Origin of the sequence: Enterobacter cloacae complex sp. IR5422 (assembly GCF_049238165.1) — a bacterium.
GTDB lineage: Bacteria > Pseudomonadota > Gammaproteobacteria > Enterobacterales > Enterobacteriaceae > Enterobacter > Enterobacter roggenkampii.
In genome coordinates this window covers 25,257-39,000 of the sequence record NZ_JBMKHT010000024.1, presented here as the reverse complement: position 1 = coordinate 39,000, position 13,744 = coordinate 25,257, and the positions used below count along the sequence as shown (strand labels likewise).

The 13,744-nt window shown below is 58.0% G+C and carries 16 protein-coding genes; 6 read left to right on the top strand and 10 right to left on the bottom strand.

Features of this window, described 5'->3' with window-relative positions; genetic code table 11:
- Window positions 1–8 precede the first annotated feature (8 nt).
- Entirely contained in the window at window positions 9–887 is an 879-nt protein-coding gene (ptrR, locus tag ACOTXT_RS13290) for a putrescine utilization regulator PtrR (RefSeq protein ID WP_021242502.1), read from the top strand.
- Here ptrR and ACOTXT_RS13285 read toward each other — a convergent pair.
- From ACOTXT_RS13285 to ACOTXT_RS13275, 3 genes are all read right to left on the bottom strand, one after another.
- Window positions 841–1,323, bottom strand: a complete 483-nt coding sequence (locus ACOTXT_RS13285; RefSeq protein WP_023292427.1) for a GNAT family N-acetyltransferase — start codon at window positions 1,321–1,323, stop codon at window positions 841–843. The two genes, ptrR and ACOTXT_RS13285, sit on opposite strands and share 47 nt — an antisense overlap.
- Window positions 1,324–1,415: 92 nt before the next feature.
- Entirely contained in the window at window positions 1,416–2,207 is a 792-nt protein-coding gene (locus ACOTXT_RS13280) for a PhzF family phenazine biosynthesis protein (protein WP_055321918.1), read from the bottom strand.
- A gap of 27 nt (window positions 2,208–2,234) precedes the next feature.
- Window positions 2,235–3,023: a PhzF family phenazine biosynthesis protein gene (locus ACOTXT_RS13275; RefSeq protein WP_055321919.1), complete on the bottom strand. Its 789-nt coding sequence runs from the start codon at window positions 3,021–3,023 to the stop codon at window positions 2,235–2,237.
- 177 nt (window positions 3,024–3,200) lie between these two features.
- Between ACOTXT_RS13275 and ACOTXT_RS13270 the strand changes: the two genes are divergently transcribed.
- Window positions 3,201–4,397 carry a sugar transporter gene (locus tag ACOTXT_RS13270; protein ID WP_008503194.1) on the top strand — a complete coding sequence of 399 codons (1,197 nt, stop codon included), beginning with the start codon at window positions 3,201–3,203 and terminating at the stop codon, window positions 4,395–4,397.
- A gap of 95 nt (window positions 4,398–4,492) precedes the next feature.
- Here ACOTXT_RS13270 and ACOTXT_RS13265 read toward each other — a convergent pair whose 3' ends face one another.
- Window positions 4,493–5,158, bottom strand: a complete 666-nt coding sequence (locus ACOTXT_RS13265) for a MarC family NAAT transporter (protein ID WP_008502235.1) — start codon at window positions 5,156–5,158, stop codon at window positions 4,493–4,495.
- A gap of 255 nt (window positions 5,159–5,413) precedes the next feature.
- Between ACOTXT_RS13265 and marR the strand changes: the two genes are divergently transcribed.
- From marR to marB, 3 genes are read left to right on the top strand one after another with little or no spacing between them, the layout of a single operon-like run.
- Window positions 5,414–5,848: a multiple antibiotic resistance transcriptional regulator MarR gene (gene marR / locus ACOTXT_RS13260; RefSeq protein ID WP_008502236.1), complete on the top strand. Its 435-nt coding sequence runs from the start codon at window positions 5,414–5,416 to the stop codon at window positions 5,846–5,848.
- 21 nt (window positions 5,849–5,869) lie between these two features.
- Window positions 5,870–6,250 (top strand): MDR efflux pump AcrAB transcriptional activator MarA, encoded by a 381-nt coding sequence (gene marA / locus ACOTXT_RS13255; RefSeq protein ID WP_008502237.1) that lies wholly within the window; start codon window positions 5,870–5,872, stop codon window positions 6,248–6,250.
- A gap of 33 nt (window positions 6,251–6,283) precedes the next feature.
- Entirely contained in the window at window positions 6,284–6,502 is a 219-nt protein-coding gene (gene marB, locus ACOTXT_RS13250; RefSeq protein WP_008502238.1) for a multiple antibiotic resistance protein MarB, read from the top strand.
- Window positions 6,503–6,533: 31 nt separating this feature from the next.
- Here marB and eamA read toward each other — a convergent pair whose 3' ends face one another.
- Window positions 6,534–7,439, bottom strand: a complete 906-nt coding sequence (gene eamA, locus ACOTXT_RS13245) for an O-acetylserine/cysteine exporter (RefSeq protein ID WP_421625323.1) — start codon at window positions 7,437–7,439, stop codon at window positions 6,534–6,536.
- Between the two features lie 194 nt (window positions 7,440–7,633).
- On the opposite strand from eamA, the gene ydeE reads away from it, so the two are divergent.
- The gene (ydeE, locus tag ACOTXT_RS13240) at window positions 7,634–8,827 is read left to right on the top strand and encodes an efflux MFS transporter YdeE (RefSeq protein WP_055321920.1); all 1,194 of its coding nucleotides are present in this window, start codon (window positions 7,634–7,636) and stop codon (window positions 8,825–8,827) included.
- Window positions 8,828–8,873: 46 nt separating this feature from the next.
- Here the strand turns inward: ydeE and zinT are convergent, their stop codons facing one another.
- The 5 genes from zinT to urtB are packed head-to-tail and all read right to left on the bottom strand — an operon-like array spanning window position 8,874 to window position 13,720.
- Window positions 8,874–9,515 (bottom strand): metal-binding protein ZinT, encoded by a 642-nt coding sequence (zinT, locus tag ACOTXT_RS13235; protein WP_008502241.1) that lies wholly within the window; start codon window positions 9,513–9,515, stop codon window positions 8,874–8,876.
- Window positions 9,516–9,567: 52 nt separating this feature from the next.
- On the bottom strand, window positions 9,568–10,266 hold the full coding sequence (gene urtE, locus ACOTXT_RS13230) for an urea ABC transporter ATP-binding subunit UrtE (RefSeq protein ID WP_049120503.1): 699 nt from the start codon (window positions 10,264–10,266) through the stop codon (window positions 9,568–9,570).
- Window positions 10,267–10,275: 9 nt separating this feature from the next.
- Window positions 10,276–11,073 carry an urea ABC transporter ATP-binding protein UrtD gene (gene urtD, locus ACOTXT_RS13225; protein ID WP_008502243.1) on the bottom strand — a complete coding sequence of 266 codons (798 nt, stop codon included), beginning with the start codon at window positions 11,071–11,073 and terminating at the stop codon, window positions 10,276–10,278.
- Entirely contained in the window at window positions 11,073–12,146 is a 1,074-nt protein-coding gene (gene urtC, locus ACOTXT_RS13220) for an urea ABC transporter permease subunit UrtC (protein ID WP_058654421.1), read from the bottom strand. Before urtC ends, urtD begins: the two co-directional genes overlap by 1 nt.
- On the bottom strand, window positions 12,146–13,720 hold the full coding sequence (gene urtB, locus ACOTXT_RS13215) for an urea ABC transporter permease subunit UrtB (RefSeq protein ID WP_059364014.1): 1,575 nt from the start codon (window positions 13,718–13,720) through the stop codon (window positions 12,146–12,148). The genes urtC and urtB overlap by 1 nt, the downstream gene beginning before the upstream one ends.
- Between the last annotated feature and the right edge of the window lie 24 nt (window positions 13,721–13,744).

Sequence of the window (13,744 nt, the reverse complement as noted above, 5' to 3'; positions counted from 1 at the left end):
AGAACGCTATGGATTTAACCCAGCTTGAAATGTTTAACGCCGTCGCGCTGACGGGCAGTATCACCCAGGCGGCGCAGAAGGTGCATCGCGTGCCGTCAAACCTGACGACCCGCATCCGCCAGCTGGAAGCCGATCTTGGCGTTGAGCTGTTTATTCGTGAGAACCAGCGTTTGCGTTTATCCCCGGCTGGCCATAACTTCCTGCGCTACAGCAAGCAGATCCTCGCCCTGGTGGATGAAGCGCGCATGGTCGTCGCGGGGGATGAGCCGCAGGGGTTATTTGCCCTCGGCGCGCTGGAAAGTACCGCCGCCGTGCGCATTCCTGAAACGCTGGCACAGTTTAACCAGCGCTATCCGCGCATTCAGTTTGCCCTTTCTACCGGGCCGTCCGGGACGATGATTGATGGCGTACTGGAGGGAACCCTGAGCGCCGCCTTTGTCGACGGGCCACTGTCGCACCCGGAGCTGGAAGGAATGCCGGTCTATCGGGAAGAGATGATGCTGGTCACGCCTGCCGGGCAGGCGGAAATCTCACGCGCCGCGCAGGTGAGCGGCAGCGACGTTTATGCCTTTCGCGCCAACTGCTCTTATCGCCGGCACCTGGAGAGCTGGTTTCACGCTGACCGCGCCGCGCCCGGCCGCATTCACGAGATGGAGTCCTATCACGGCATGCTCGCCTGCGTCATTGCGGGCGCGGGCATCGCGCTGATGCCGCGCTCGATGCTGGAGAGTATGCCCGGGCATCATCAGGTTGAAGCCTGGCCGCTGGCCGAAAACTGGCGCTGGCTCACCACCTGGCTGGTGTGGCGACGCGGGGCAATGACCCGCCAGCTGGAGGCCTTTATAGCGCTGCTAAACGAACGTCTTCAACCAGCGCCTTCTCCATAAACAGGCTGAGCGGATCGTCAACGTACGGGGGAAACGCCGGACGCAAATCGTATCCGCACTGTTCATAAAGACGCACCGCGGCGCGCTGCTTGATGCCCGTCTCCAGCCGTACCGTATGGCAATGACGGCTCAGGGCCTCATCTTCCAGGGCGGCCAATAGCGTCTCCCCAAGGTGCTGCCCACGATGGGCCGGATCGATATAGACCCGCTTCATCTCCCCCGTACCGTCGCCGTTGAGCACGATGGCGCCACAACCAACGGCCTGAAGCTGCTGGTCGCGAATGACCATCAGGATCAGCGACGTTTCCGGCAGCGCAGCCAGATCGATCAGATGATTGCTTTCGGCGGGATAGAGTTCGCTCTGATAGCGGTCCAGCGCCGCGATCAGGCTGAGAATGTCCGGGTGACGTGCAGATTCAGAGGTAATGGAATACATGGCAGGCTCCTTGCTTTTTTTGTGAGGCTAAATGTCAACATAGCGCAGGCCTGCCAGGGTGCTTCATACAATTAACTTATCGTACCGCTCCGTTAGCGCAAAAAGATTTTCCCTTTCAGGTACAGGGTGGCCTGACCGCCAATCAGCACGCGGTCGCCCTTCATTTCGCAGCGCAGATCCCCGCCACGGTGCGCCCCCTGGTGGGCATAAAGTGACGTTTTACCCAGCTTTTCGCTCCAGTATGGGATCAGCATGCTGTGGGCGGATCCGGTAACCGGATCTTCCGGCACCCCTTCCCCCGGGCAGAAGAAGCGGCTGACGAAGTCATATTTTTCGCCCGGCGCCGTCACGCAGACCATTTTATCCAGCGGGATCATCGCCCCAATATCCGGCGTTAACGCTTCCACCTGCTGCTGGCTCTCCAGCACCACCAGGTAATCACGTCCGACGCGCACCTCTTTTGCGTCTGGGATGCCCAGCGCGCTAAACAGCAGCGCAGGTGGGTTCTCGACCACCTCCGTTGACCACGCGGGGAAGTTCAGCGTCAGCCAGTCGCCGCTGCGTTTAACCGTCAGTTCGCCCACGAAGCGCGTGGTGAAGGTAATTTCAGTATACGGATAGTCAAGGTATTCGAAAATAACGTGCGATGCGGCAAGCGTAGCATGGCCGCACAGGTTAATTTCATCGAGCGTGGTAAACCAGCGCAGTTCAAACCCACCGTCGGTGCGTACAAAAAAGGCGGTCTCAGACTGGTTATGCTGCTGCGCCATTTTGAGCAGCGTCTCGTCCGGCAGCCACGCTTCCAGAGGACATACCGCTGCCGCGTTGCCGCCAAAGGTTTTGTCGCTGAAGGCATCCACCAGATAAAAATCAATTTCCTGCATTGTCTCTTCCTCTCTTGTTATGGGTATTTAGCGCAGAAAAACTGTGCCTTTCAGATAAAGTGAAGCCTGTCCGCTCATCAGCACGCGCGAGCCTTTCAGCTCACAGCGCACGTCGCCGCCGCGCGCGGAAACCTGACGGGCAAGCATGGCTGTTTTCCCCAACCGTTCACCCCAGTATGGGATCAGCATGGTGTGCGCGGAGCCGGTGACCGGGTCTTCCGGAACGGATACCCCGGGGGAGAAAAAGCGGCTGACAAAATCGTATTCCCCCTCACCCCGTGCCGTCACGCTCACCTTATGCTCGCCCGGCGTCATCGCCGAAAAGCGTGGCGCGAGCGCTTCAATCTGCTGGCGATTGTCCAGCACGATCAGCCAGGCGCGCCCTTTGCGGGCTGCAACGTAATGACGGATACCGAGCGCCGAGAGCATCTCCGGCGGCGGCGTCTCTTCTTGGGTTGGACATGCCGGGAAGTCCAGCGTCATCCACTCCCCCTCCCGGCTGACCGTCAGGCGGCCAGAGGCGGTATCAAAGTGGATCCGCGAGTCGGGATAATCCAGTTCATTAAACAGAACGTACGCGGCGGCAAGGGTGGCGTGGCCGCAGAGATTGACTTCGGTAAGCGTGGTAAACCAGCGTAGCTCAATGCCTCCTTTAGTGCAGACGAAAAAGGCCGTTTCCGACTGATTATGCTGCTGTGCCATTTTCAGCAAGGTCTCATCGGGTAACCATTCCTTGAGCGGACAAACGGCGGCCGGGTTGCCGCCAAACGTGGTATTGCTGAACGCATCGACCAGATAAAAATCAATCTCCTGCATTGTCTTACCGCCTGTTTTTATTGTGTTGTTCTTTTATATTCAATGAAAACAGCGCTCCCGGCTACCGCTTTCATAAGGTAAATATTGAGATCTGCGTCACATAATGGTTGAGTTTTCGCCATTCAACGTTTTAAGATCGTCTCCTCTTCTTTTCAGCAACGAATCTCCGACATCCCTATGACAACGAACACAGTTTCCCGCAGGGTTGCGTGGCTACGCGTGGTCACGCTGGCCATCGCCGCGTTTATTTTTAACACCACAGAATTTGTGCCGGTTGGGCTGTTGTCTGACATCGCTGACAGTTTCCAGATGGAAACGGCGCAGGTGGGCATTATGTTGACCATTTACGCCTGGGTGGTGGCGCTGATGTCCCTGCCGTTCATGCTGCTGACCAGCCAGATAGAGCGGCGCAGGCTGCTGATCGGTCTGTTTGTCTTGTTCATCGCGAGCCACGTGCTGTCGTTTATGGCGTGGAATTTTACGGTGCTGGTCATCAGCCGCGTCGGTATCGCCTTTGCCCATGCGGTGTTCTGGTCGATCACCGCGTCGCTGGCGATTCGCCTGGCACCGGCGGGTAAACGCGCGCAGGCGCTAAGCCTGATTGCTACCGGTACCGCACTGGCGATGGTGCTGGGCCTGCCGATTGGCCGCATCGTGGGGCAATACTTCGGCTGGCGTACCACCTTCTTCGCCATCGGCATGGGCGCGCTGGTGACGCTGGTGTGTCTGATTAAGCTGCTGCCCGCGCTGCCGAGCGAGCATTCCGGCTCGCTGAAAAGCCTGCCGCTGCTGATGCGTCGCCCTGCGCTGCTGAGCATCTACCTGCTGACCGCCATCGTGGTAACGGCCCATTACACGGCGTATAGCTACATTGAGCCGTTTGTGCAGGTGGTAGCAGGCTTTAGCGCCAACTTTGCCACCGTCTTACTGCTGATCCTCGGCGGCGCGGGGATTATTGGCAGCGTGCTGTTCGGCAAGCTGGGTAACCGGCATGCCTCATCGCTGGTGAGCAGCGCTATCGGCCTGCTGCTGGCCTGTCTGCTGTTGCTGATGCCCGCCGCGGGCAGTGAAAGCCATCTGGCGATCCTCAGCCTGTTCTGGGGCGTGGCGATCATGATTATTGGCCTGGGCATGCAGGTGAAGGTGCTAGCCCTGGCGCCGGATGCGACGGACGTCGCCATGTCGCTGTTCTCGGGAATTTTCAATCTGGGGATTGGCGCGGGTGCGCTGGTGGGAAACCAGGTCATCCTGCACGTGTCGATGTCGGCGATTGGCTATCTGGGTGCCATTCCGGCGCTGATGGCGCTGATCTGGTCCGTGCTTATCTTCCGTAAGTGGCCGGTGGCGCTGGAGGAACAGGGGCAGCACGGGTGAGGTTTGTTGGTGCCGGGTGGCGCTGCGCTTACCCGGCCTACAAAAAGACGGATTTCGTAGGCCGGGTAAGGCGAAGCCGCCACCCGGCAATGAACTTAATGGTAAGTCTTAATAATCTCCAGCACGCCGTTAATAATAAACTGCACGCCCATACAGACCAGTAAGAAGCCCATCAGGCGGGAAATCGCCTCGATACCGCCCTTGCCTACCCAGCGCATGATGGCGCCGGAGCTGCGCAGCGATGCCCACACGATAATCCCGATAATCGCAAAAATCAGCGGCGGTGCCACCGTCAGCACCCAGTCCGGGAAGGTTGCGCTGTCACGCACCGTCGACGCGGAGCTGATGATCATCGCGATGGTCCCCGGCCCCGCCGTGCTCGGCATGGCAATCGGCACAAAGGCGATATTCGCGCTCGGTTCGGTTTCCAGCTCTTCCGATTTGCTGGTCGCTTCCGGCGATTCATGCGCTTTTTGCGCCGGGAACAGCATGCGGAAACCGATAAAGGCCACGATCAGCCCCCCGGCGATACGCAGGCCAGGGATGGAAATCCCGAAGGTATTCATCACCAGTTGCCCGGCGTAGTAAGCCACCATCATGATGGCAAACACATACACCGAGGCCATCATCGACTGATGATTGCGCTCGGCGCTGTTCATGTTCCCTGCCAGCCCGAGGAAAAGCGCCACCGTCGTTAACGGGTTAGCCAACGGCAGCAAGACCACCAGCCCAAGGCTGATTGCTTTAATCAAATCCAACATAGTGCGTTGTCGTCCTTATCCATATTTAACACAGCAATTATAGGGGGAAAGCGTGACATTCAGCCATGGGCGCAACGTAACGATTATTTTCCTTCTGAAAAGATAACAGGAAGTTATCCCTATGATTTGAAACACCTTAAAAAAAGTTCATGAAACGTTTTAGCAATTCGTGGCATCGGCTGATTCATTCAGTTGACTTATACTTGCCTGAGCAATAATATCTGCCGTGACTAATTACTTGCCAGGGCAACCATTGTGAAAAGCACCAGTGATATCTTTAACGACGTTGTTCCGCTGGGTCGTCTTATTCATATGGTCAATCAGAAAAAAGATCGCCTGCTCAATGACTATCTGTCACCGCTGGATATCACCGCAACACAGTTCAAAGTGCTGTGTTCCATTCGCTGCGAAGTGTGTATCACGCCGGTTGAGCTGAAAAAGGTGCTCTCTGTCGATCTGGGTGCGTTAACCCGCATGCTCGATCGTCTCGTCTGCAAAGGATGGATAGAACGAAGCCCTAACCCGAATGACAAACGCGGCGTACTGGTGAAGCTGACCAGCGATGGCGCGGCCATGTGCGAGCAATGTCATCAATTAGTAGGACAAACACTGCATCAGGAACTAACAAAAAACTTAACGGCAGATGAAGTGGCAACCCTTGAGCTTTTGCTGAAGAAAATCCTGCCGTAAACAGAAAAAAGAGGTATGACGATGTCCAGACGCAATACTGACGCTATCACCATTCATAGCATTTTGGACTGGATCGAGGATAACCTGGAATCGCCGCTCTCCCTTGAAAAAGTGTCAGAGCGTTCGGGTTACTCCAAATGGCACCTGCAACGGATGTTCAAAAAAGAGACCGGCCATTCATTAGGTCAATATATTCGCAGCCGCAAGCTGACGGAGATTGCCCAGAAACTGAAAGAAAGCAATGAGCCGATCCTTTATCTGGCGGAGCGTTACGGATTTGAATCGCAGCAAACCCTGACGCGTACGTTCAAGAACTATTTTGACGTGCCGCCTCATAAGTACCGAATCACCAGCGTGCCGGGCGAATCCCGATACCTGTATCCGTTAAAACACTGTAGTTAATCATCGCCTGTCACAGACGTAACCGAGGAAATCATGAAAGTTATCGCCTCCGCCGCCCTCGCCTTGCTGGTGCTGTTCTCCAGCCAGACCTTCGCGGAGCAAACCCCTCGTGCAACGCAGCAAAATAATCCGGATACGATGATTTTGCCGTCCGCACATGACCAGTCGCCCTATGATTTCAACCATATGGGTGCTGGTAGCGACAAATCCGACGAATTAGGCGTGCCTTATTATAATCAGCACGGCTTCTGATTCGTTTTTGCCCCGCAGACGCGGGGCTTTTTTATGCCTTTTCGCTTACCCGCGTCGTCCGACGAACCCGCAGACCAAACACGTTAATGTACAGCCCGGCCATGATCAGCACGGCACCGAACAGCTGCAGCGCGCTTAGCGTTTCATCCAGCAATATCGCCGCACTGGCAAGCCCTACCACCGGCACCAGCAGAGATAACGGCGCGACGCGCCAGGTCTCATAACGCCCCAGCAGCGATCCCCAGATCCCGTAGCCCACAATGGTGGCGACAAAGGCCAGATAGACGAGAGACAGGATCGTGGTCATATCGATGTCAACCAGACTGTTCAGCATCACCGCCGGACCGTCCAGAATACTCGACGCCAGCAGAAACGGGATAACCGGGATCAGTGCGCTCCACACCACCAGCGACATCACCGCCGGGCGCGCCTCGTGCTGCATGATCAGCTTGTTGAAGATATTTCCGCAGGCCCAGCTCAGCCCCGCCGCCAGCGTCAGCATAAACCCGAGCAGCGCCACGTGCTGACCATTCAGGCTGGCCTCGATCAGCACCAGTACGCCAAACACCGCCAGCGTGATCCCCGCCAGCTGTTTGCCCTGCAGGCGCTCGCCAAACACAAACGCCCCGAGAATAATGGTAAAGAACGCCTGCGCCTGTAACACCAGCGAGGCCAGACCGGCCGGCATATCGAACTTGATGGCGCAAAAGAGAAACGCAAACTGGCCAAAGCTGATGGTCAGACCGTAGCCCAGCAGCAGTTTAAAGGGGATCTTTGGACGCGCCACAAAGAAGATGGCCGGGAAAGCGACCAGCATAAAACGTAAGCCGGCTAGCATCAGCGGCGGCATATTGTGCAGCCCCAGCTTAATGACCACAAAATTGAGTCCCCATACTACGACCACCAGCAACGCCAGCAGCCCGTCTTTCCGCGTCATATCCCGCCCCTGAATTATTAATAATTTGTTAACACTTCAAGGTAACAGAAAAAAGTGCGTCACGAGAAGATCATTATTTCTGGCAGGCAGCTGAAGCACTTAGGGATAAATCGGGTGCTATACAAGCCCCTTATGTCATGGTAATCCTGTTAACACACATCGAATAAAAGCATAAGCAACTGTCGGGCAGGAATATGAAACCATCTCTCAGGCGCTCAACCGCAGCGCTGCTGGCATCGTCATTGTTATTAACCATCGGTCGAGGGGCAACGCTGCCGTTTATGACCATCTATCTCACGCGCGTCTACAGCATGAGCGTTGAGAATATTGGTTATGCCCTGACGATTGCGCTGACTATCGGCGTGGTGTTCAGCCTGGGATTTGGCATTCTGGCCGATAAGTTTGATAAAAAACGCTACATGCTGATCGCGATTGTGGCGTTTATCGCCGGATTTGTGGCGATCCCGCTGGTCAATAACGTCACGCTGGTGGTGCTTTTTTTTGCGCTGATCAACTGCGCCTACTCCGTCTTTTCGACGGTGCTGAAAGCCTGGTTCTCCGAGGTGCTCACCTCCAGCCAGAAGGCGCGGGTCTTCTCGCTAAACTACAGCTTCCTGAACATTGGCTGGACGGTCGGCCCGCCGATTGGCACCCTGCTGGTGATGTACAGCCTGCAGCTGCCGTTCTGGCTGGCAGCCTTCTGTGCCGCCCTGCCGCTGGGCTTTATCCACTTCTTTGTGCAGAAAAGCGTGGCGTTAGATACCGCCGAGGAGAAGACGCCGTGGCAGCCGTCGGTCTTGCTGAAAGATCGCGCGCTGTTCTGGTACACGCTCTCTGGCCTGCTGGCGTCGTACGTGGGCGGGTCGTTCGCGAGCTGTATTTCGCAATACGTTCTGGCCGCACATGCGGACAGCGATTTCGCCGAAAAGGTGGTCGCCGTGGTGCTGCCCGTCAACGCCGCCGTGGTGGTAACGCTGCAATATGCGCTGGGCCGTAAGATCTCAGCCAGCAATATCCGCCCGCTGATGTCCCTCGCCACCCTGTTTTTTATCGTGGGGCTGGGCGGCTTTATGCTCTCCGGGGAAAACCTGGTTTACTGGGGTATCGCTGCCGCCATCTTTACGCTGGGTGAGATTATCTATGCCCCGGGTGAATACATGCTGATTGACAACATTGCGCCACCGGGAATGAAGGCGAGCTATTTCTCCGCGCAGGCGCTGGGCTGGCTCGGCGCGGCGGCAAACCCGATGATCACCGGCATCATCCTGACCAACCTGCCGCACTGGTCGCTGTTTGTGATTATGATGGCCGCGATTATTGTGGCGTGGCTGATGATTTTGCGCGGGATGAGCGTGAAGGCATGGTGCGAGTCACCCAAAGCGGCGTAGCAAATGTAGGCCGGGCAAGGCGAAGCCGCCACCCGGCAATAAAGCATCAGTGGTGCAACATCTCCTCCACGACCTGCTCTTTATACATCTCGTTCGGATAATAGGTCGGCCAGTTATCCATCTCTTTCAGCAGCGCCTCGTGGGAGGTATTGCCCATGAAAATATGGAAGTGCGAAGAGGCCTTCGGGCCGATGGTATGGTCGCTGAACTGGACAAACTTCGGCGCCTTGCTGCTGGCGTCCTTGCACTCAAAGAGATAGCGCACGCCTTTCTTGCCTGACGCGTAGGTCAGAATTTTATAGCCGCTGTAATCATACTGGCAGCGGCTGACCGCTTTCCCCTGATGGAACTCCATCACGTTATTTTCGATGCCGATGGCATCCACGTCCGTCGCATAACCCGTGCGGTAGTAGGCTTTCACCTCATCAAAGGATTTGCTTTTATCCTTCTGCGCTTTCTGCTTAAAGACCGGATCCAGCGAACCATCGAGCAGGAACGGATAGACCGACTGCCAGGTGCCGTCCCAGTCAGACAGCGCTCTGTCCTTCACGTCTTTATCCTCAAACACGCCGTTCGCCGCTTTCTGTTCTGCTTCGGTCATCTGGTGGCCGTGCGAGTGAGCAAACAGCTGGCCGCTGACCAGCAGCGCCCCCAGAGTCATGGCAAATTTCCCAATATGTGCAGCCAAAGTAACGCCCTCATTCCGTTTTATAAGAATGAAGATGTTATATTATAACATTTCAGATCGCAACCAGCCCGCGAACGCCCTCCTGCTCCATATTTTCACCCCGCCCGCGCTGAATAATGGTGCCGCGGGACATCAGCAAATAGCTGTCGGCCAGCTCGGCGGCAAAGTCGTAAAACTGCTCAACAAGCAGGATCGCCATGTCGCCTCTGTTTGCCAGGGTGCGGATCACGTGGCCGATCTCTTTAATGACGGAAGGCTGTATGCCTTCGGTCGGTTCATCCAGGATAAGCAGCCGCGGACGACTCGCCAGCGCGCGACCAATCGCCAGCTGCTGCTGCTGCCCACCCGAGAGATCGCCCCCGCGACGGTACTTCATCTCTTTGAGCACCGGGAACAGCTGCCAGATCTCCTCCGGCACCTGCTTCGCCTCGCGGGCGGAAAACCGCGATAGCCCCAGCAGGAGGTTCTCCTCCACGGTCAGGCGCGGAAAAATCTCGCGTCCCTGCGGGACATACGCCACGCCAGACTGCACCCGCTGGTGCGGTTTGCTGTGGGTAATCGTTTTCCCCTGCCAGATGACCTCCCCGGTTTTCGCCGGGATCAGCCCCATCAGACACTTCAGCAGCGTAGTTTTCCCCACGCCGTTGCGCCCCAGCAGGCAGGTGACTTCGCCGGTGACCGCCTCAAAGCTCACGCCGCGCAGGATATGGCTGCCGCCGTAATACTGATTCAGTTCGTTGACCTGTAACATTCCCTCTCCTTAACGTCCCAGATAGACCTCAATCACCTGCTCGTTGGCCTGCACCTCACGCAGCGACCCTTCCGCCAACACCCGCCCCTGATGCAGCACCGTCACGTGGTCGGCAATCGTTTCTACAAAGCCCATATCGTGCTCCACCACCATCAGGGAGTGTTTGCCCGCCAGCGTTTTGAACAGCTCTGCGGTGTATTCCGTTTCCGCGTCGGTCATTCCGGCTGCGGGTTCATCCAGCAGCAGCAGATGCGGGTCCTGCACCAGCAGCATGCCGATCTCCAGGAACTGTTTCTGCCCGTGGGAAAGCAGCCCGGCCCGTCGGTCGCGCTCCGCGCTAAGGCGCAGCAAAACCAGCATCTCGTCAATGCGGTCACGCTGCTCGCCGTTGAGTTTTGCCCGCAGGCTCGCCCAGACGGACTTATCGGTTTTCATGGCGATCTCCAGGTTTTCCCACACCGTCAGCGCTTCAAAAACCGTGGGCTTCTGGAATTTACGCCCGATGCCCTGGCGGGCGATGGCCGCAGGCTCCAGCGCGGTCAGGTCGATGGACTGATCGTAAATCGCCCTGCCGCTCTTTGGCCGCGTTTTGCCGGTGATGACGTCCATCAGCGTGGTTTTACCCGCACCGTTGGGGCCAATCACGCAGCGCAGCTCGCCCACGCCGATATTCAGCGAGAGATCGGTCAGGGCCTGAAAACCATCAAAATTGACGTTAATGGATTCAAGCTGAAGCACCGGGTCAGTCTGGTCCCGGTAGCGATCGCCGGGCAGCTGGCGGGTAAATAATCCTTCCGTTGGCTGCATTATTTCTCTCCCTTACGCAACAGACCGTAGACGCCGCGCGGCAAGAACAGCGTGACGGCGATAAAAATCAGCCCCAGAAACAGCTGCCAGTACTCCGGCATCGCGACGGTGAAGAAACTTTTCGCCCCGTTCACCAGCGCCGCGCCAATCACCGGCCCCACCAGCGTGCCGCGCCCGCCCAGCGCCACCCAGATGGCCGCTTCTATCGAGTTCGTCGGCGACATTTCACCGGGGTTAATAATGCCGACCTGTGGGACGTAAAGTGCCCCCGCCAGACCGCACAGCACGGCAGAAAGCGTCCACACCAGCAGCTTGAACCCGCGCGGATCGTAGCCGCAAAAGGTCAGGCGGTTTTCGGCGTCGCGCACGGCGGTCAGGATGCGGCCAAACTTGCTCTTCGCCAGCGCAAACCCGGTGCCCAGGGCCAGAAGCAGCAACAGCACGGTCGCCAGGAACAGCGCGATGCGGGTGGTCGTTTCCGTTACCGAAAACCCGAGCAGCGTGGTAAAACCGGTAAAGCCGTTATTGCCGCCAAACCCGGTTTCGTTGCGAAAGAACAGCAGCATCCCGGCATAGGTCAGCGCCTGGGTCATAATCGAGAAATAGACCCCTTTGATCTTCGAGCGGAAGGCAAACCAGCCAAACACCAGCGCCAGCAGGCCCGGCACCAGCACAATCAGCACCAGCGCCCAGGCAAAATGCTGGGTGCCCCACCAGAACCAGGGCAGCTCGCTCCAGGAGAGAAACGACATAAACGCGGGCAGACCGTCACCTGCCGCCTGGCGCATCAGGTACATGCCCATCGCATAGCCGCCCAGGGCGAAGAAGAGGCCGTGCCCAAGGGACAGCATACCGGCGTATCCCCACACCAGATCCAGCGCCACCGCCACGATGGCATAGCAGAGGATCTTGCCAATCAGCGTCAGCATCCAGGTCGACAGCGCCAGCGGATGCGTCGCAGGCAGTAAGGCGAAAAACGGCAGTATCAGCAAACACACCACCAGCAGGCTGCCCACTATCTGCGTGGTGCGTGGCGCTTTGCGCGCCAGCGTTAAGGTCAGCGGCTGGCTCATCAGTCAATCACCCTCCCTTTCAGCGCAAACAACCCCTGCGGGCGTTTCTGAATAAACAGCACGATCGCCACCAGAATCACGATCTTGCCCAGCACCGCCCCCATCTGTGGTTCAAGGATTTTATTAAAGATCCCCAGCCCAAACGCCGCGGCCACGCTGCCTGCCAGCTGGCCTACGCCTCCGAGCACCACCACAAGGAAGGAGTCGATGATATAGCCCTGGCCCAGCTCAGGCCCGACGTTACCGAGCTGCGATAGCGCCACGCCGCCTAACCCCGCAATCCCGGAGCCAAGCCCAAACGCCAGCATATCGACGCGCCCTGTCGGTACCCCGCAGCAGGCGGCCATGCTGCGGTTTTGCGTCACCGCCCGCACGTTAAGCCCCAGACGGGTTTTATTCAGAATGAGCCAGGTAAAGAACAGCACCAGCAGCACGAAGCCCAGCACCACGATGCGGTTCCACGGCAGCGTCAGGTTGGCAAAAACCTGCACCCCGCCGGAGAGCCATGCCGGGTTCGCCACCTCCAGGTTCTGGGCACCAAAGGTCATGCGCACCAGCTGGATAAGCATCAGGCTGATGCCCCACGTCGCCAGCAGCGTTTCCAGCGGACGACCGTACAGATGACGGATCACCGTGCGCTCCAGCACCATTCCAATGCCCGCCGTCAGGCAGAACGCGACCGGCAGCGCGATAACGGGATAGAGCGCCAGCCACTGGGGCGCAAGCCCGGCCATCGCCTGCTGCACCATCCAGGTGGCATATGCCCCCAGCATCAGCATCTCGCCGTGGGCCATGTTAATCACCCCCAGCAGGCCGTAGGTGATAGCCAGCCCCAGCGCGGCCAGCAGCAGCACCGACCCAAGGGACAGCCCCATAAACGCCTGGCCCAGCAGGTCGCCCCACATCAGGCGGTGCTGGATCTGGCTAAGACTCTCTTCTGCGGCCGCGCGCACCGCGCTATCCGGCTCCGTCTGTGGCAGGGTAAACGGGGTAAGCCTGGACTGCACGTCCGGATCGTCTGACTGGCCTAACAATTCGACGGCCTTGCGGCGCACTTCCGGCTGCGGGCTGGCCAGCTGGAGATTCGCGACCGCCAGCAGCAGCGCCTGACGCGCCACGGCGTCCGTCTCATCGTTCACACGCTTTTCCAGAAAAGCGAGCATCCCGGGCTGGGCATCGCGCTGCAGCTGACGCGCCGCCGCCCGTCTTTCGGTGACACTGTCACTCACCAGCTGATGCGTGGCGATAGCGGTTGCAGCCAGCACGCGCAGCCGGTTCGTCAGACGAACGGCTTTGGTTGGGCCCTCTGCCGTCTGACTGTCCCCCAGCGGGATGACGTTGCCATCGCGTTGTGCAAAGGCGTGCTTTTGCGTATCGACGTAGAGATTTTCCTTTTGTAGCGCCTCAAGGAGCGGCAGTCTTGACGCATCCGGCGCGGCGGCCCACTGCGTCAACAAATCCGCCTGCTGGCTGCGGCTGGCGGCAACAAAACGATCGGCATCCGATGCCTGCACCATCCCTGGCAGCAGTCCGGAAAGCCATACAAGAGCGATGAACAGGCGCATGGCGTTCATGACGTTTCTCCCTGCGGTGATGGC